The 16,708-nt window shown below is 71.9% G+C and carries 15 protein-coding genes; 7 read left to right on the top strand and 8 right to left on the bottom strand.

The features are described 5' to 3' along the window. The first annotated feature begins 448 nt into the window (after positions 1-448). The gene (locus tag IE308_RS28275) at positions 449-3,574 is read left to right on the top strand and encodes a sacsin N-terminal ATP-binding-like domain-containing protein (RefSeq protein WP_190220085.1); all 3,126 of its coding nucleotides are present in this window, start codon (positions 449-451) and stop codon (positions 3,572-3,574) included. A gap of 16 nt (positions 3,575-3,590) precedes the next feature. Here the strand turns inward: IE308_RS28275 and IE308_RS28270 are convergent, their stop codons facing one another. Next, positions 3,591-5,981 (bottom strand): cation-translocating P-type ATPase, encoded by a 2,391-nt coding sequence (locus tag IE308_RS28270; protein WP_190220084.1) that lies wholly within the window; start codon positions 5,979-5,981, stop codon positions 3,591-3,593. A 96-nt stretch (positions 5,982-6,077) separates the two neighbouring features. After that, positions 6,078-6,359 carry a DUF2530 domain-containing protein gene (locus IE308_RS28265; protein ID WP_110628842.1) on the bottom strand — a complete coding sequence of 94 codons (282 nt, stop codon included), beginning with the start codon at positions 6,357-6,359 and terminating at the stop codon, positions 6,078-6,080. Positions 6,360-6,472: 113 nt separating this feature from the next. Between IE308_RS28265 and IE308_RS28260 the strand changes: the two genes are divergently transcribed. Beyond that, on the top strand, positions 6,473-7,924 hold the full coding sequence (locus tag IE308_RS28260) for an NCS2 family permease (RefSeq protein ID WP_190220083.1): 1,452 nt from the start codon (positions 6,473-6,475) through the stop codon (positions 7,922-7,924). Between the two features lie 30 nt (positions 7,925-7,954). Here the strand turns inward: IE308_RS28260 and IE308_RS28255 are convergent, their stop codons facing one another. Further along, the gene (locus IE308_RS28255) at positions 7,955-8,137 is read right to left on the bottom strand and encodes a ribbon-helix-helix protein, CopG family (RefSeq protein WP_110636649.1); all 183 of its coding nucleotides are present in this window, start codon (positions 8,135-8,137) and stop codon (positions 7,955-7,957) included. A 165-nt stretch (positions 8,138-8,302) separates the two neighbouring features. Here IE308_RS28255 and IE308_RS28250 point away from each other — a divergent pair, with 165 nt between their 5' ends. Beyond that, positions 8,303-8,740 carry a MarR family winged helix-turn-helix transcriptional regulator gene (locus IE308_RS28250; protein ID WP_110628840.1) on the top strand — a complete coding sequence of 146 codons (438 nt, stop codon included), beginning with the start codon at positions 8,303-8,305 and terminating at the stop codon, positions 8,738-8,740. Positions 8,741-8,767: 27 nt separating this feature from the next. Next, the gene (locus IE308_RS28245) at positions 8,768-10,111 is read left to right on the top strand and encodes an MFS transporter (protein ID WP_373314612.1); all 1,344 of its coding nucleotides are present in this window, start codon (positions 8,768-8,770) and stop codon (positions 10,109-10,111) included. 10 nt (positions 10,112-10,121) lie between these two features. Here IE308_RS28245 and IE308_RS28240 read toward each other — a convergent pair whose 3' ends face one another. Continuing rightward, the gene (locus IE308_RS28240; RefSeq protein WP_190220082.1) at positions 10,122-10,649 is read right to left on the bottom strand and encodes a GNAT family N-acetyltransferase; all 528 of its coding nucleotides are present in this window, start codon (positions 10,647-10,649) and stop codon (positions 10,122-10,124) included. A 42-nt stretch (positions 10,650-10,691) separates the two neighbouring features. Here IE308_RS28240 and thpR point away from each other — a divergent pair, with 42 nt between their 5' ends. Next, a complete protein-coding gene (gene thpR, locus IE308_RS28235) occupies positions 10,692-11,264 on the top strand; it encodes an RNA 2',3'-cyclic phosphodiesterase (protein ID WP_190220081.1) in 573 nt (190 codons plus the stop codon). Between the two features lie 148 nt (positions 11,265-11,412). On the opposite strand, the gene IE308_RS28230 is transcribed toward thpR, so the two are convergent. From IE308_RS28230 to IE308_RS37075, 3 genes are all read right to left on the bottom strand, one after another. Beyond that, entirely contained in the window at positions 11,413-12,408 is a 996-nt protein-coding gene (locus tag IE308_RS28230; protein WP_190220080.1) for an aldo/keto reductase, read from the bottom strand. Between the two features lie 86 nt (positions 12,409-12,494). Continuing rightward, complete coding sequence (locus tag IE308_RS37370) at positions 12,495-12,863, bottom strand: DUF397 domain-containing protein (RefSeq protein WP_190220079.1); 369 nt, start codon at positions 12,861-12,863, stop codon at positions 12,495-12,497. Then, positions 12,860-13,081 carry a Scr1 family TA system antitoxin-like transcriptional regulator gene (locus tag IE308_RS37075; RefSeq protein WP_229909192.1) on the bottom strand — a complete coding sequence of 74 codons (222 nt, stop codon included), beginning with the start codon at positions 13,079-13,081 and terminating at the stop codon, positions 12,860-12,862. Before IE308_RS37075 ends, IE308_RS37370 begins: the two co-directional genes overlap by 4 nt. A gap of 1,192 nt (positions 13,082-14,273) precedes the next feature. Between IE308_RS37075 and IE308_RS28220 the strand changes: the two genes are divergently transcribed. After that, entirely contained in the window at positions 14,274-15,305 is a 1,032-nt protein-coding gene (locus IE308_RS28220) for a hypothetical protein (RefSeq protein ID WP_190220078.1), read from the top strand. Between the two features lie 131 nt (positions 15,306-15,436). Continuing rightward, the gene (locus IE308_RS28215; RefSeq protein WP_190220214.1) at positions 15,437-16,069 is read left to right on the top strand and encodes a class F sortase; all 633 of its coding nucleotides are present in this window, start codon (positions 15,437-15,439) and stop codon (positions 16,067-16,069) included. Here the strand turns inward: IE308_RS28215 and IE308_RS28210 are convergent. Next, the gene (locus IE308_RS28210; protein ID WP_190220077.1) at positions 16,035-16,619 is read right to left on the bottom strand and encodes a Uma2 family endonuclease; all 585 of its coding nucleotides are present in this window, start codon (positions 16,617-16,619) and stop codon (positions 16,035-16,037) included. The genes IE308_RS28215 and IE308_RS28210 overlap by 35 nt on opposite strands. Positions 16,620-16,708: the final 89 nt, after the last annotated feature.

Genomic DNA, 16,708 nt, shown 5'->3' with positions numbered 1-16,708 from the left:
CCGCCTGGGGCGTGCCTCGGTCGGCTGGAAGGCTGCCGCCCCGCCGGTGTGTCTCGGTCGCCTGGAAGGCTGCCGCCCCGCCGGTGTGTCTCGGTCGGCTGGAGGGTTGCCGCCCGGGGCATGCGCCTCGGCCGGCTGGAAGGCTGCCGCCCGGTCGGTGTGTCTCGGTCGGGTGGGGGGTGCCGCCCGGGGCGTGTCTCGGTCGGCTGGAAGGTTGCCGCCCGGGGCGTGTGTCTCGGGCGGGTGGAAGGTTGCCGCCCGGCGGCGTGTGACTTGGTGGGCCAAAGGTGGCCCGTTGGCGCACTTCTCGACCCACCGAGTCGGGTGGTGGGTGGGCGAAGGCCGGGGTCCAGGGGCGGAGCCCCTGGCGGGGTGCGGGGCGGAGCCCCGTGACGGTCGGGCCGGGCACGGTACCTTCGTGCTCACCCCGATGAGGAGAGTGAACGTCGTGAGCAAGTTCGTGCGGCCGGCGGCCGAGGGTGCCGACCCCTTCGGGACGGCCCGTCTGCGCCGCGGAGTCCTCGACGCCTGGGCCACCAGCCCCGCCCGCTTCCGCGAGGACGCCAACGCCGAGGAGGAACTCGTCCTCGGCGGCTACCGCGACCGCCTCGTCGTAGAGCTCGCCCAGAACGCCGCCGACGCCGCCGCCCGCGCCGGCACCCCCGGCCGCCTCCGCCTCACCCTCCGCGACAACGTCCTCGCCGCCGCCAACACCGGCGCCCCCCTGGACGCGGCCGGCGTCGAGTCGCTGGCCACCCTGCGCGCCTCCGCGAAGCGGGACACCCACCAGGGCGCCGTCGGCCGCTTCGGCGTCGGTTTCGCCGCCGTCCTCTCCGTCAGCGACGAGCCCGCCGTCCTCGGCCGGCACGGCGGCGTGCGCTGGTCCCTCGCCGAGGCCCGCGAACTGGCCGCCGAGACCGCCCGGCACAGCCCCGGCCTCGGCGACGAGATCCGCCGCCGCGACGGGCACGTACCGCTCCTGCGCCTCCCCTTCGCCGCCGAGGGCACCGCCCCCGGCCCCTACGACACGGTCGTCGTGCTCCCGCTGCGCGACGCGGCCGCCGCCGACCTCGCCGAACGCCTGCTCACCGCGGTCGACGACGCCCTGCTGCTCGCCCTGCCGGGCCTGGAGGAGGTCGTCGTCGAGATCGGGGACGGGCCCGCCCGCACCCTTCGCCGCCGCACCGACGGCCCCTTCACGGTCGTGGAGGACTCGGAGAACGGCACCACCCACTGGCGTACGTCCTCCGCGCACGGCCCGCTCACCCCCGACCTGCTCGCCGACCGCCCCGTGGAGGAGCGGCTGCGCCCCCACTGGTCGCTGACCTGGGCCGTCCCGGTCGACGCCACCGACAGCACCCCGGCCCGCCCCCGCACCAGCCCGGTCGTGCACGCCCCGACCCCCAGCGACGAACCGCTGGGCGTGCCCGCCTTGCTCATCGCCTCGTTCCCGCTGGACTCCACCCGCCGGCACACCGCGGCCGGACCGCTCACCGACTTCCTGGTGCAGCGGGCGGCGGACGCGTACGCCGAACTCCTCGCCGACTGGCGGCCGGTGAGCACCGGCATCATCGACCTCGTGCCGGGCCCGCTCGGCAAGGGCGAGCTGGACGGCGCGCTGCGCCAGGCCATCCTGGAGCGCCTGCCGCGCACCTCCTTCCTGCCGCCGGCCGCCGAGCCCGCCCCCGACCACGAGGACCTGCCGGAGTCGCTGCGGCCCCGGGACGCGGAGGTCGTGGAGGGCGCGGGCGTGGAGACCGTACGGGTCCTCGCCGAGGTGCTGCCCACGCTGCTGCCCGCCGGACTGGAACGCCGTATCGAACTGCGGACGCTGGGCGTGGCCCGTGTGCCGCTCACCGACGCCATCGACCGCCTCGCCGGCCTGGAGAAGGATCCCGGCTGGTGGCGGCGGCTCTACGACAGCCTCGCCGGCGTCGACCCCGACCGGCTCTCCGGGCTGCCCGTGCCGCTCGCCGACGGCCGCACGACCATCGGCCCCCGGCAGGTCCTGCTGCCCACCGCGGACACCACCGGGGTCGACCCGGAGATCCTGGCCCGGCTCGGTCTGAAGGTCGCCCACGAGGACGCCGCGCACCCGCTGCTGGAGAAGCTGGGCGCGCTGCCCGCCACCCCGCGCGCGATCCTCACCACGCCGCAGGTGCGGGCGGCGGTCGCCGCCTCCCTCGACGAGGACGCCGGCGGCTGGGACGAGGACACCCCGGACGCCGAGGAACTCGCCGACACCGTTCTCGCCCTGGTCCGTGACGCCGGTCTGGAGCCCGGCGACGAGCCCTGGCTGGGCGCGCTCGCGCTGCCCGACGAGGACGGCGAGCCGGCCCCGGCGGGCGAGCTGGTCCTGCCCGGCAGCCCCTTCCACCAGGTCATGCGGGAGGGCGAGCTGGCCTGCGTGGACGCCGAACTGGCCGAGAAGTGGGGCGAGCAGCCCCTCGCCGCCTGCGGTGTCCTCGCCACGTTCGCGCTCGTCCGCGCCACCGACGTCGTCCTCGACCCGGACGAACTGGAGCCCCGCGAGGGCGACTTCGCCGAGCCCGACGACGCGGGCCTGCTCGACGCGGTCGACGTGTGGTGCGAGGACATCCTCGACCGCTTCCCGGACACCCCGGTCCCGCCGGTCGCCACGGAACTGGTCGCCGTGCGCGACCTGGACCTGGTCGACGACGACCACTGGCCGCAGGCCCTCGCGCTGCTCTCCCGCCCGCCCCTGCGGGACGCCCTGGTCCAGCCGGTCCGCATCCTCCTCCCCGACGGCACCCACGAGGTCGTACGGCCGTACACCGCGTGGTGGCTGCGGGGTCACCCGGTGCTGGACGGCCGCCGCCCGGCGGGCCTGCTGGCGGCCGGCGGCGACCCGCTGCTGCGCGGCCTGTACGACGAGGCCGACGCGACCGGGTTCGACGACGAGCAGGTGCTGCGGGCGCTGGGCGTGCGGACGTCGGTGGCGGCCCTGCTCGACGAGCCCGGCGGCGCGGCCGAACTCCTCGACCGTCTCGCCGACCCGGACCGCCCCGTGACGGCGGCTCAACTGCACGGCCTGTACGGCGCGTTGGCCGAGCTGGACCCGGAGCAGGTGACCCTGCCGGACGAGCTGCGGGCCGTCGTCGACGGCGAGGTGCGGGTGGTGGACGCGGCCGACGCGGTCGTCGTCGACTCGCCCGACCTGCTGCCGTTCACCGAGGGCGTGCCGCTGCTGCCGGTGCGCCCGTCCCGCGCGGCCGACCTGGCGGAGCTGTTCCAGGTGCGCCGCCTGAGCGAGTCCGTCACCGGTGAGGTCCACTCCGAGGGCACGGAACACGACGTACCCGAGTCGGTACGGGTCCTGCTGGGCCCGCGTACGCCCGGTACCTACCTCGAGCACGACGAACTGGTCGTGGACGGCGTGGAGATCGACTGGCGCGTCACCGCGGACGGCGTCCTGCACGCGTCCACCCTGGAGGGCGTGGCGGCGGGCCTGGCATGGTCGGCGGGCCAGTGGCCGCGCCGCTTCGAGGTGGCGGCCCTGCTCGAAGATCCCTCACGCACGGAGGAGCTGGCGAGGGACCGCTGGTTCGACTGACGCCTGGTAGGGCGGTCTACGCCGGAAACCGCCGGTCCACCGCCCGCCAGAGAACCTCCAGCACCCCCGCTCCCACCACCGCGATGCCGACGGCGGTCCACGGCATCGACATCCCGACCAGCTTCAACGCGAAGAACTCCTGCAGCCACGGCACGGCCAGCACCACCACGAACGCGGCCCCCATCGCCGCGACCAGCGCCACCCGCCACCACGTGTACGGCCGCGCGATGATCGCCAGCACCCACATGGAGATCAGGAACAGCGTCAGCGTCGCCGCGCTGGTCTCCGCGTCCAGCGACCCCGGCCCCGTGTAGTGGTGCCGCGCGACCAGATACATCACGAAGGTGGCGACCCCGGCGACCACCCCGCCGGGGATCGCGTACCGCATGACCCGCCGCACGAAGTGGGGTTTCGCGCGCTCCTTGTTGGGGGCGAGCGCGAGGAAGAACGCGGGGACGCCGATGGTGAGGGTGGACAGCAGGGTCAGATGGCGCGGCAGGAAGGGGTACTCCACCTGCCAGCACACCACCAGCAGCGCCAGCAGCACCGAGTACACGGTCTTGACCAGGAACAGCGTGGCGACGCGGGTGATGTTGCCGATGACCCGCCGCCCCTCGCCGACCACCGACGGCAGCGTGGCGAAGCTGTTGTTCAGCAGCACGATCTGGGCGACGGCCCGGGTGGCCTCGGAGCCGGAGCCCATGGCGACGCCGATGTCGGCGTCCTTCAGTGCGAGGACGTCGTTGACGCCGTCGCCGGTCATCGCGACGGTGTGCCCGCGGGACTGGAGCGCGCCGACCATGTCCCGTTTCTGCTGCGGGGTGACCCGCCCGAAGACGGTGGCCTGCTCCAGTTCCCGTGCCATGCCGTCCCGCTCGGCGGGCAGCCGGCGCGCGTCCACGGCGGCCCCGTTCAGCCCGACCTTGGCGGCGACCGCGCCGACGGAGACCGCGTTGTCGCCGGAGATGACCTTGGCGTGGACGTTCTGCTCGGCGAAGTAGCGCAGGGTGTCGGCGGCGTCGGGCCGCAGCCGCTGGTCGAGGACGACGAGCGCGGCGGGCCGGGCGCCCCGGGCGACCTCGGGGTCGTCGAGGTCGCGGACGGCCCGGGCGAGGAGGAGGACGCGCAGACCCCGCCGGTTGAGCTGTTCGGTGTCGGCGAGCGCCGGGTCGCCGGGCGGCAGCAGCACGTCGGGGGCGCCGAGCAGCCAGGTGCTGGACTCGCCGTCGCCCTCGCTGAAGGTGCCGCCGCTGTACTTGCGGGCGGAGGAGAAGGGCAGGGACTCGGTGCAGCGCCAGTCGTCGTTGTCGGGGAAGGCGTCGATGACCGCCTTCAGGGAGGCGTTGGGGCGCGGGTCGGACTCGCCGAGCGCGGCGAGCGCCCGGCGGACGTATGTGCCGTCGCTGCCGTCGAGGAGCCGCAGCTCGGTGACGTCCATGCCGCCCTCGGTGAGGGTGCCGGTCTTGTCGAGGCAGACGGTGTCGACGCGGGCGAGGCCCTCGATGGCGGGGAGTTCCTGTACGAGGCACTGCTGGCGGCCGAGCCGTATGACGCCTATCGCGAAGGCGACGGAGGTGAGCAGGACCAGCCCCTCCGGGACCATCGGGACGATGCCGCCGACCGTGCGGGCGACGGAGTCCTTGAAGCCGTGCTCCTTGACCACGAGCTGGCTGATGACGAGGCCGATCGCGGTCGGCACCATCATCCAGGTGACGTACTTCAGGATGGTGGAGATGCCGGAGCGCAGCTCGGAGTGGACGAGGGTGAAGCGGGACGCCTCCTCGGCGAGCTGCGCGGCGTAGGCCTCGCGGCCCACCTTGGTGGCCTGGAAGGCGCCGCCGCCCGCGACGACGAAGCTGCCGGACATGACGGGGTCGCCGGGGTGTTTGACGACGGGGTCGGCCTCGCCGGTGAGCAGCGACTCGTCGATCTCCAGTCCGTCGGCCTCGACGCACACCCCGTCGACGACGATCTTGTCGCCGGGGCCGATCTCCAGGAGGTCGTCGAGGACGATCTCCGAGGTGTGCAGGGCGACGGCGGCCCCGTCCCGGCGCACCATGGGTTTGGCCTCGCCGATGACGGCGAGGGAGTCCAGGGTCTGCTTGGCCCGCCACTCCTGGACGATGCCGATGCCGGTGTTGGCGAGGATCACGAAGCCGAACAGGCTGTCCTGGATCGGCGCGACGAACAGCATGATCAGCCACAGCACGCCGATGATCGCGTTGAACCGGGTGAAGACGTTCCCCCGGACGATCTCGCCGAGCGAGCGGCTGCTGCGGACGGGTACGTCGTTGACGTCACCGCGCGCCACCCGCTCGGCGACCTGGGCGGCGGTCAGTCCGCCGGCCGGGGTCGCCGGAGCCCGCACGGCACGCACCGGATCGAGTTCGGCATCGGTGTGCGTCATGCATTCGACGGTACGTGCGGTTTCACGGCTTCACCCGCCGAGTGCCCGGAAGATCCGACCTGGGGAGGACCGGGTGTCCTGCCGTGGTTGTACAGGCTATTCAGCCGGGGTGGGCTCGCCCGGGGTCTCCTCGCGGGCCGCGGCCCGCTTGATGGCGGCGTCCCGCTTGCGCACGTACCAGATGCCGATGAGGCCGAGCCCGCCGCCGGCCAGGCAGGTCCACACCCACCAGGTGTGGCCGTGGTCGTCGAACCAGCCGTAGAAGGGGAGCTGGGCCAGGAAGAGGACGAACCACACGATCGTGCCGCCGGTGATGGTGGCGACCACGGGGCCCTCCAGGGGCTCCGGCGCCTCGTGCTTGGGGGTCCACTTCGCCATGGGGTCAGTTTAGGCCGCGATCAGGTCTACGCGCGGAGATGGCAATCAAGGAACTCATATGTTCATACTGAAACCGTTTGCCTCTGACCACTTCTGTTCGTAGGAACTCACAAATGTCCACCTCGGCCCCCGCCAAGGTCCCCGCGCCCGAGCAGCCGGGCAAGGCGCCCGCCTACGGCGCCCTCGACCGCTACTTCAAGATCTCGGAGCGCGGCAGCACCCTTGCACGCGAGGTCCGGGGCGGTCTCGCCACCTTCTTCGCGATGGCGTACATCATCGTGCTGAACCCGATCATCCTCGGCAGCGCGAAGGACATGTACGGCCATCAGCTGGACAACGGCCAGCTGGTCACCGCCACCGCGCTGACGGCGGCGTTCACCACCCTGCTGATGGGCGTCATCGGCAACGTCCCGATCGCGCTCGCCGCCGGTCTCGGCGTGAACTCGGTCGTCGCCCTCCAGCTCGCCCCGCGCATGTCCTGGCCGGACGCGATGGGCATGGTGGTCCTCGCCGGTTTCGTGGTCATGCTGCTGGTCGCCACCGGTCTGCGCGAGCGGGTGATGAACGCGGTGCCGTTCGGCCTGCGCAAGGCCATCTCGATCGGTATCGGCCTGTTCATCATGCTGATCGGCCTGGTCGACTCCGGCTTCGTCAGCCGGATCCCGGACGCCGCGCACACCACCGTCCCGCTCCAGCTCGGCGGCACCGGTCACCTCACCGGCTGGCCGGTCCTCGTCTTCATCCTCGGCGCGCTGCTGACGTTCGCGCTGATCGTGCGCCGGACGCCCGGTGCGATCCTGCTCTCGATCGTCGCCATGACGGTCGTCGCGGTGATCATCGAGGCGGTCGCCGGCGGCCAGGCCTGGGGTCTGACCGTCCCGAAGTGGCCGGGCAACCCGGTCGCCACCCCCGACTTCGGCCTGGTCGGCCAGGTCAGCCTGTTCGGCGGCTTCGACAAGGTCGGCGTGCTGACCGGTGTCCTGTTCGTCTTCACCGTGCTGCTGTCCTGCTTCTTCGACGCCATGGGCACGATCATGGGCGTCTCCGACGAGGCCAAGCTGACCGACGCCCAGGGCCAGATGCCCGGCATCAACAAGGTCCTCTTCGTCGACGGCATCGCGGTCGCCGCGGGCGGCGCCAGCTCCTCCTCGGCCACCACCTGCTTCGTGGAGTCCACGGCGGGCGTCGGCGAGGGTGCGCGCACCGGCCTGGCCAACGTGGTCACCGGCTCGCTGTTCGCCGTGGCCCTGTTCCTGACGCCGATCGCCACGATGGTCCCGTCCCAGGCGGCCACGCCCGCGCTCGTCGCGGTCGGCTTCCTGATCCTGGCCGGCTCCGTCAAGGAGATCGACTGGGCCGACCACACCATCGCGATCCCGGCGTTCGTGACGATGCTGATGATGCCGTTCACCTACTCGATCACCAACGGCATCGGCATGGGCTTCATCACCTTCACCCTGCTGCGCCTGGCGGCCGGCCGGGCCAAGGAGGTCCCGGCGGCGATGTACGTGGTCTCGGCGGTGTTCGCCTTCTACTACCTGATGCCGGCGCTGGGCCTGACCTGATGCCGGGGGTGCCTAGGCTCTGACCGGGGCCTAGGTGAGCCCGTAGAACTTCTCCGTCTCCTCGACGGCGGCCTGGAACCGCTCGTCGAAGTCATCGCGAATGAGCGTCCGGACGACATAGTCCTGGACGCTCATTCCTCTTTTCGCCGCGTGGTGCCGGAGCCGTTCGAGCAGCTCCCCGTCTATCCGCAGGCTGAGCACGCTGGTCCCCATGCACACGAGGGTCGCCGCAGTGTTCCGGGCGGTGTGTCACGTTCCGCTCTGCGATCACCCGAATGAGTGATTCGGTGGTCACCCGGCGCATCAGTGGCCGGAGTCACGGGCATACCCGCCCACCCCCGGTGGTTGTTAGTCAGAGTAATGAGTTACGCTAAAGACATGCCGGACCTCACCCATGGCGACGACGACGCCGCCGTGAACGCCCTGCGCTCCGCCGTGATGCGCCTGTCGCGTCGGCTCAAGCACCAGCGAGTCGACGAGTCGCTGAGCCCCACCGAGATGTCGGTGCTCGGCACCCTCTCCCTCTGCGGCAAGGCCACCCCCGGTGAGCTGGCCCGCAAGGAGCACGTCCAGCCGCCGTCGATGACCCGCATCGTCGCCCTGCTGGAGGCCAAGGGACTGGTCCGGCTGGAGCCGCACCCCGAGGACCGGCGCCAGAAGGTCGTCAGCAAGACCGAACAGGCCGAGGCCATGCTCGCCGAGAGCCGCGCCAAGCGGAACGCCTTCCTGGCCGCCCTGGTGGAGAACCTCGACGAGGACGAGTGGGCGAAGCTGCGCGCAGCCGCCCCCGTGCTGGAGAAGCTCGCGCATCTGTAAGGACGTACCACAAGGAGGCGAACGCTTTTGAGTACGGGAACCGGAACACCTTCCGCCCCCGCACCGACCCCTACTACCCCCACCCGCACCTCCTCGATGTTCAGCTCGCTGAAGATCAGGAACTACCGCCTCTTCTTCCTCGGCCAGGTCGTCTCCAACACCGGCACCTGGATGCAGCGCATCGCCCAGGACTGGCTGGTGCTCAGCCTCACCGGCTCCGCCACCGCCGTCGGCTTCACCACCGCGCTGCAGTTCCTGCCCATGCTGCTCTTCGGCCTCTACGGCGGCGTCCTCGTGGACCGCCTCCCCAAGCGCCGCACGCTGCTGTTCACCCAGTCCTCGATGGCCGTCACCGGCCTCGCCCTGGCCGCCCTCACCCTCACCGGGCACGTCCAGGTCTGGCACGTCTACCTCGCCGCGTTCCTCGTCGGCCTCGCCACGGTCGTCGACAACCCGGCCCGCCAGTCCTTCGTGACCGAGATGGTCGGCCGCGACCAGCTGCAGAACGCCGTCAGCCTGAACTCCGCGAACTTCCAGTCGGCCCGCCTCGTCGGCCCGGCCGTCGCCGGCCTGATGATCACCGGCGTCGGCACCGGCTGGGCCTTCCTCTTCAACGGGCTGTCCTTCGTCGCGCCCATCGCCGGACTGCTGCTGATGCGCTCCCGCGAACTGCACGTCGTCGAGCGCGCCCCGCGCGGCAAGGGCCAGCTCAGGGAGGGCCTGCGCTATGTCGCGGGCCGCCCGGAACTGATCTGGACGATCGCCCTCGTCGGGTTCATCGGCACCTTCGGCTTCAACTTCCCCGTGTACCTGTCGGCCTTCGCCGACGACGTCTTCCACGCGGGCGCGGGCTCCTACAGCCTCTTCAACACCCTCATGGCCGTCGGCTCCCTCGCGGGCGCCCTGCTCGCCGCCCGGCGCGGCACGGCCCGGATGCGGGTGCTGATCACGGCCGCGGTGACCTTCGGCGTCCTGGAGACGGTCGCCGCGCTCGCCCCGTCGCTGTGGCTGTTCGCCCTGCTCATGGCACCCATCGGGATGTTCGGCATGACGGTCAACGTCACCGCCAACACCAGCGTCCAGATGGCCACCGACCCGGCCATGCGCGGCCGGGTGATGGCCCTCTACATGATGGTGTTCATGGGCGGCTCGCCCGTCGGCGCGCCCATCGCCGGATGGATCACCGACGCGTACGGCGTCCGGGCCGGCCTCGCCGTCGGCGGCGTGATCTCGGCCCTGGCCGCCACGGCCATCGCCCTGGTCCTGGCCCGCGTCGGCGGCCTGCGCCTGTCGGTCGGCTGGAACGGCGGCCACCCGCACGTGCGGTTCGTGCCGAGGGAGCGCCGGGAGGAACTGACGGCGGCGGCGTGAGGACCGGCTGTCAGGGGAGTACACGCCGGGCGAGGACCTGGCCGGGCCAGCCGTCCTCGCCGGTGTACGTCTCGGTCGGGGTGAAGCCGTTGCGCTCGTAGAACGCGACCAGCTTGCGGTCGTCCCCGGCGTAGCAGTCGACCCGCAGCAGCGCGACGCCCGCCCGCCGGGTCTCCGCCACGGCGTGCGCGAGCAGCGCGCCGCCGATGCCGCGCCCCTTCAGCCGCCGGTCGGTGACCAGCAGATGCACATACCGCTCGGGCTCACCGGCGGGCGGCAGATATGGCCCCGGCCCCTCGGTGAGCGTGAGCGTACCGACCGGCACCCCGCCCGCCTCCGCGACGAACGGCTGCCCCTTCGTCAGGTAGTGCGTGACGATGTCCACCGTGCCCTGGCTGGTCGACCAGGGCTCGGTCCCCCACTGCCCGGTCCGCCCCTGCGCCACCAGCCACTCCATGGCCCCGTCGAAGAGGCCGAGCACGGCCGGTATGTCGGCGGGCCCTCCGGCCCTGATCGTGATGTCGGTCATGGCGCCCATGCTGCCGGGCGCGGAAGCCGCCCGCCGGTAATTATCGGGGGCATGAGACTTTTCGCCGCCATACTGCCCCCGGACCCGGCCACCGAGGAACTGGCCGCCGCCGTGGCCGGGTTGCGGACACTGCCCGACGCGGACGCGCTGCGCTGGACGGGCCGCCCCGGCTGGCACTTCACCCTCGCCTTCTACGGCGAGGTGGCCGACGACGTGGTGCCGGAGCTGTCGGCCAGGCTGGAGCGCGCCGCGCACCGCACGGAGGCGTTCTCGCTGGCGCTGAGCGGCGGCGGCCAGTTCGGGCACGGCCGCGCCCTGTGGACCGGCGCCGACGGCGACGTGACGACGCTGGGGCTGCTCGCCGACCGGGCCGAGGCGGCGGGCCGCAGGGCGGGCGTGGACATGGGGGAGCACCGACGCTACAAGGCCCACCTCACGGTCGCGCGCAGCCGCCGCGCCGTGGACGTACGACCGTACGTGGAGGCGCTGCGCACCTTCGCCGGGCAGCCGTGGACGGTGGAGGAGCTGGTCCTGGTCCGCAGCCGGCTGCCCCGCTCGGGGGTGCCCGGCGAGGAGCCCCGTTACGAGGCGGTCGCGCGCTGGCCGCTCGGCGGGGCCGGTTAGGCTCGGGGCGTGGACCCGAAGACCCGGAACCGGATCATGGCCGGTGCGCTCGTGCTGATGTTCGTGGTGGTGATCGTGGCGGCGGCGGTCGGCAGGTAGAAACCTGTGCCGACCACCGTCGCGCGATCCTGCCTGCTCTTCGGCTCGCCTACCAGGCGAAGGCCTCCGGGGACGGCCCCGGACCCGGGAACACGTCGTCCAGCGCGCCCAGCAGCTCCTCGCTCAGCTCCAGCTCGGACGCCCTGAGCGCCGACTGAAGCTGCTCGGCCGTCCGCGGGCCCACGATCGGTCCGGTGACGCCGGGCCGGGTCAGCAGCCAGGCCAGGGCGACCTCGCCGGGCTCCAGGCCGTGCTTGTCGACCAGGTCCTCGTAGGCCTGGAGCTGCGCGCGCTTCGCCGGATCGGCGAGCGTCTCGGCGGCCCGGCCACTGGTCCGGCGCCCGCCCTGCGCCTCCTTCTTGATCACACCGCCGAGCAGGCCGCCGTGCAGCGGCGACCACGGGATGACGCCGAGGCCGTAGTCCTGCGCGGCCGGGATGACCTCCATCTCGGCGCGGCGCTCGAAGAGGTTGTACAGGCACTGCTCGCTGACCAGTCCGATGGTCCCGCCGCGGCGGGCGGCGATCTCGTTGGCCTGGGCGATCTTGTAGCCGGGGAAGTTGCTGGAGCCGACGTAGAGGATCTTGCCCTGCTGGATCAGGACGTCGATGGCCTGCCAGATCTCCTCGAACGGGGTCGCCCGATCGATGTGATGGAACTGGTACAGGTCGATGTAATCCGTCTGCAGCCGCTTCAGCGACGCGTCCACGGCCCGCCGGATGTTCACCGCGGAGAGCTTGTCGTGGTTGGGCCAGACGGCGCCGCCGTCCGGGTCCATGTTGCCGTACACCTTGGTGGCGATGACGGTCTTCTCGCGCCGCCCGCCACCCTTGGCGAACCAGTTGCCGATGATCGACTCGGTACGGCCCTTGTTCTCGCCCCAGCCGTACACATTGGCGGTGTCGAAGAAGTTGATCCCCGCGTCCAGCGCCGCGTCCATGATGGCGTGACTGTCGGCCTCGTCGGTCTGAGGACCGAAGTTCATCGTGCCGAGGACGAGTCGGCTGACCTTGAGTCCGGTGCGTCCGAGCTGCGTGTACTTCATGGTTACTCAGCCAACGACGTGGAGTGCGCTCGAAGCAAGGGGGGTCCTCATCCGGGGTAGTCGCCGTCGTATGGCAGGACGGTGGCTCACTGCCGGGTGTCGGCCGGGCGCTCGATCGGGCCAGTGAGGTCCGGCAGCCCACCTTCTGCCAGCCAGCCCAGAAAGGACGCTCGCTTACGGCGCTTGATGGCACCCTCCAGGGCCGCGTTCACCGTGTCCGTCATGGCCGCACTGTTCCGCAGGAAGGCGGCCCAGGCAGTGGGGGAGATGGTGAGGTGGGGCGTGGTGGGGTTCTTGGAGTCGCGGATGTGGATGGTGTGAGTCGAGGAGGCTATCTCTCCGCATTCGCCCTCGCCGTCACTCCAGCTCGACCTCATCCATTCCAGGGCGACCTCCAGGCATTCCCCCTGGTCGCCGCTATAGCTGCTCTTGAACCATTGGAGGTCCGCGCTCATAGTCCCTGTGCCACCTCTTCGATCAGCTTGGCGGACTCCTCGGGGCTGAGAGCCTGCGCTCGCAGAATGCCATACCGGGCGAACAGCTCTGTGAGGTCCGGCTGTTCACTGACGAAGTAGCCGCCGCTAGGCCCTTCTACGTAGGCGAGCCGACTGTGCTCGGTCGTCTCCAGAATTTCGCGCGTACGTCGGCATACCGGCGCTGACCGGCGTGACATGGCCGTTGGTCTGGCGGTCGGAACCGTCGGCGAGGGTGCCGTTCGTGGAAGGGGGGCTGTTGCGGGAGGCGGTGGGGAAGGCGACCGGCGTGGTGAGGTGACCGTGGGGCCGCTCGCTTCTGGGCCATTGTCGTGCTGGAGCGGGGTGAGTCAAGGGCGCTCCACTCCGCTTGCGCTGCGTTCCGCGTCGCCTGACGGCGATCGGCCTGCCGGCCGCCCCTTGACACACCCCGCTCCAGCACGGGGGAGAAGCGAGCGAGCGGCCGGAGGGGAGCGGGGGGCCCGACCCCTTCGGGCCCTTGGCGGCGTTGACCTGTGGCCGTGGGCTGGGGGACGCGTTCGCGCCTCGCCTGCACGCCGGGACGGCTTGGCGGCTGACGGCAGGTGGGGGGTGCGCGGTCGCGCCTCGCTTGCACGCCGGACGGGTGCGGCGGCTGTCCGCCGGTGGGGGTGGCGCGTCCGCACCTCACGAGGACGCCGGGTGGGTTCGGCGGCTTTCGGTGGTGGGGAGCGGGTGCTCGGGAGGGGTGATGGGCATGATTGGCGCGGACCTTGCATGCGAGGGGCCTCGGGCCCGGGCTGGGGGTGGCGCACATGGAAGCTTCGTCCCAATCGCCGCCGATCGCCGCCCACCGGCCCACCGGCGGGTGGCCGCCGAGCCCTCCCGGCGTGCTGGTGGGGTGGGGGTGCGCACCCGCCACCACCGGCGGATAGCCGCTAAGCCGACCCGGCGTGCTGGCGAGGCGCGGTCGCGTCCCGGCAATCGGCGGGACTACGCAGCGCCGGTAGGGGTGGGCTCGCCTCGGCCACCCGCTTTCCGGGCCGCTCGCTCGCTTCTTCCCCGTGATTCCGCGGCCCGTGTCAAGGGTCGGCCGGTAGGCCGATCGCCGTAGGCGACGCGGAGCGCAGCGCAGCGGAGTGGAGCGCCCTTGACTCGGGTCGTGGAAGCACGACACTGGCCGAGAAGCGGGCGGCCCCCACGGCAACCATCCAGTCCACGTCAGCAGTACGCCCCCAACTCGACGCGGGTACCGCGTGGTTGTTACACGGTGGTGACGGTTCCCCTATGTGAGCAAGATCGCTCGGGCCGCACACTGATCACATCGCACACCGCCAGGGCCGACCGGGGGGACCGGAGGAAAACCGCGCGGGTCGTGCCGTTCATCCACGTCATTTCCTCCTGGGGGCTTCCATGTCCAGCGGTCTGTCACGCCACCGCATCGTCCTCCGCGCCGCCGTCGCCACCGCCGCGCTCGCCGGCGCGCTCCTCACCCCCGCCGTCGCCTTCGCCGAAGGCACCGGCACCACCTCCGCCACCACCTCCGGCACCGCCGCGCACTGCACCGTCACGCAGACGATCGACGCCTCCTACGGCGGCTGGAAGGTCGACCTGACCAACAGCCTGGACGCCGGCCCCTCCGCCGTACTGAAGGACGACCAGGGCAAGGCCGTCGCCACGGTCGACCGCGCCCACCCGGAGGACCTGACCAACGGGATGAAGATCAAGGACGCGGACACCACCACCCCCGTCTTCCTCGACCGCTCGCAGGGCGACCCCGCGCCGTGGCGTGAGACGCCGTTCCCGGCCCTGCCGAAGGACTGCGGCAAGACGGAGCCGAAGCCGGAGCCGACGCCGACGCCCAAGCCGACCACCGGAACCGACAAGCCCAAGCCCCCGCCCGTCCTCGAACCGGGCACCGGCCCCATCACCGTCATCGGCAAGTGCACGGTGCTCCAGACCATCCCCTCCCGCTTCGGCGGCTGGACGGTCGACCTGACCAACAGCCTCGACGCCGGCCCCAAGGCCGTACTGAAGACCGACGAGGGCAAGGTCGTCGCCAGCGTCGACCGTGCCCACCCGGAGGACCAGGAACACGGCCTGTGGATCAAGCGCGCCGACACCACCACCCCCGTCTTCCTCGACAACAACCAGGGCGGCGACTCCCCCTGGCGTGAGACCCCCTTCCCCGCTCTCCCCAAGGACTGCGTGAACACGGGCGCCGGAACCACCAAGCCCGCCGACACGGCCACCACGGCCACCACGACCACCACGACCACCACCCAGACCAAGACCGTCCCGGTCGGCGGCGTCGCCGCAGGCGTCGAGGGCGGCGGCACGGGCATCGACACCCCGCTGCTCGCGGGCGGTGCCGCCACGGCTGCCGTCGGAGTCCTCGGCCTGGGCTACGCGGTGCGCCGGCGCCGTAGCAGCAGCCGTATCTGACTTACCGTCACCAGCCGACCCCCCGTCAGCAGCCGAGGAACACCGTGAACGCCACCGCCCCCGCCCCCTCCCGCCCCCGCCTGATCTGGGTCGGGGCGGTGGCCTCGGCCGCGCTCGTCGTCGGCGGGTGGATGACCGTCACCGCACTGCACGACGGCGACCCGGCTCCCCGTGCCCACGAAGCGGGCGCGAACATCGCCGCCCCGGCCCGGGCGGCCACCCCCGCCCCCACCCCGACGGCGTCGGTGCTCGCGTCCCCGCCGGCCCCCCTCGCCGCCTCCAAGCCCGTCCGCGTCCGTATCCCCGCCGCCGGTGTCGACACCGCGCCCGTCCTGGAACTCGGCCTGGCCGCCGACGGGAGTGTCGAGGTGCCGTCCGTGGCGGACGCCGACCGTATCGGCTGGTACCGGGAGGGCGTCACGCCGGGACAGACCGGGCCGGCGGTCCTGATCGGCCACTTCGACACCGTCGAGGGACCCGCCGTGCTGCGGGACGTCGCCCGGATCCACCCGGGGGACACCATCACCGTGGACCGCGCCGACGGCTCCGCCGCCGTCTTCGCCGTACGCACCGTGGAGCAGGTGGACAAGGAGCACTTCCCAACCCAGCGCGTCTACGGCGACACCGCCCGCCCCGAACTGCGCGTCATCACCTGCGGCGGCGACCTGCGCGACGGTCACCGCCCGGACAACATCATCGTCTACGCCGACCTGCTGCGGACCTCCGCTGTCAGTCCCGGGGAAACTCGTCCGTCCGCAGGGTGAGGCCGAGGTGCGTCGTGGCCATGTCGACGTCCGCTCCGAAGGCGACGGTCAGTTCGCTCACGTAGTCGCCGTCCTTGGGCTGGGTATAGAGGTGGCACTTGCCCTGGTAGGGGTCGGCGACCAGGTAGACGGGCACCTCGGCGACGGCGTACGCCGCCTTCTTGGGGCCGTAGTCGTTCTGCGCGGTCCCCTTCGAGATCACCTCGGCGACGAACTCGACGTCCTTGCACCGCCACAGCCCGGCGGGCGTCTTCTCGGCGCCCTCCGCCACCAGCGTCACGTCGGACGCGAAACCGTTGAGGTGCCCCGGGTAGTCGATGCGGACGTCGGACTTGACCCGCTTGCGGGGGTACTTGGTCCTCAGTTGTTCGATGATGTCGAGAATGATCTCCCAGTGCGTGTCCCGCTGCGGCGACATGAAGATGGCCCCCTCGACGATCTCGACCTTGTAGCCCTCGGGGGTGGTCCGCTCAAGCGACTCGAACAGGTCGTCCAGAGTCAGCTCGCCGCTGTCATCGGCCATCTCGATCCTGTCTTCGACGACGGTCATCGTGGCGCTCCTCGCCGGCTGCCCCGATGCGAGCGCAGCCGCGCAGTACAACGATACGCACGGTGACCAGGTCACCGAGGAGGCTCACA

It is taken from the genome of Streptomyces griseosporeus (genome assembly GCF_014656055.1).
GTDB lineage: Bacteria > Actinomycetota > Actinomycetes > Streptomycetales > Streptomycetaceae > Streptomyces > Streptomyces griseosporeus.
This window is presented reverse-complemented; position numbering and strand designations above follow the sequence as displayed.

Coding starts and splice junctions, on each gene's coding strand:
- IE308_RS28270 (WP_190220084.1), bottom strand. CDS start 5,981: ATGACGCACACCGATGCCGAACTCGATCCGGTGCGTGCCGTGCGGGCT.
- IE308_RS28265 (WP_110628842.1), bottom strand. CDS start 6,359: ATGGCGAAGTGGACCCCCAAGCACGAGGCGCCGGAGCCCCTGGAGGGC.
- IE308_RS28260 (WP_190220083.1), top strand. CDS start 6,473: ATGTCCACCTCGGCCCCCGCCAAGGTCCCCGCGCCCGAGCAGCCGGGC.
- IE308_RS28255 (WP_110636649.1), bottom strand. CDS start 8,137: ATGGGGACCAGCGTGCTCAGCCTGCGGATAGACGGGGAGCTGCTCGAA.
- IE308_RS28250 (WP_110628840.1), top strand. CDS start 8,303: ATGCCGGACCTCACCCATGGCGACGACGACGCCGCCGTGAACGCCCTG.
- IE308_RS28240 (WP_190220082.1), bottom strand. CDS start 10,649: ATGGGCGCCATGACCGACATCACGATCAGGGCCGGAGGGCCCGCCGAC.
- thpR (WP_190220081.1), top strand. CDS start 10,692: ATGAGACTTTTCGCCGCCATACTGCCCCCGGACCCGGCCACCGAGGAA.
- IE308_RS28230 (WP_190220080.1), bottom strand. CDS start 12,408: ATGAAGTACACGCAGCTCGGACGCACCGGACTCAAGGTCAGCCGACTC.
- IE308_RS37370 (WP_190220079.1), bottom strand. CDS start 12,863: ATGAGCGCGGACCTCCAATGGTTCAAGAGCAGCTATAGCGGCGACCAG.
- IE308_RS37075 (WP_229909192.1), bottom strand. CDS start 13,081: ATGTCACGCCGGTCAGCGCCGGTATGCCGACGTACGCGCGAAATTCTG.
- IE308_RS28220 (WP_190220078.1), top strand. CDS start 14,274: ATGTCCAGCGGTCTGTCACGCCACCGCATCGTCCTCCGCGCCGCCGTC.
- IE308_RS28215 (WP_190220214.1), top strand. CDS start 15,437: ATGACCGTCACCGCACTGCACGACGGCGACCCGGCTCCCCGTGCCCAC.
- IE308_RS28210 (WP_190220077.1), bottom strand. CDS start 16,619: ATGACCGTCGTCGAAGACAGGATCGAGATGGCCGATGACAGCGGCGAG.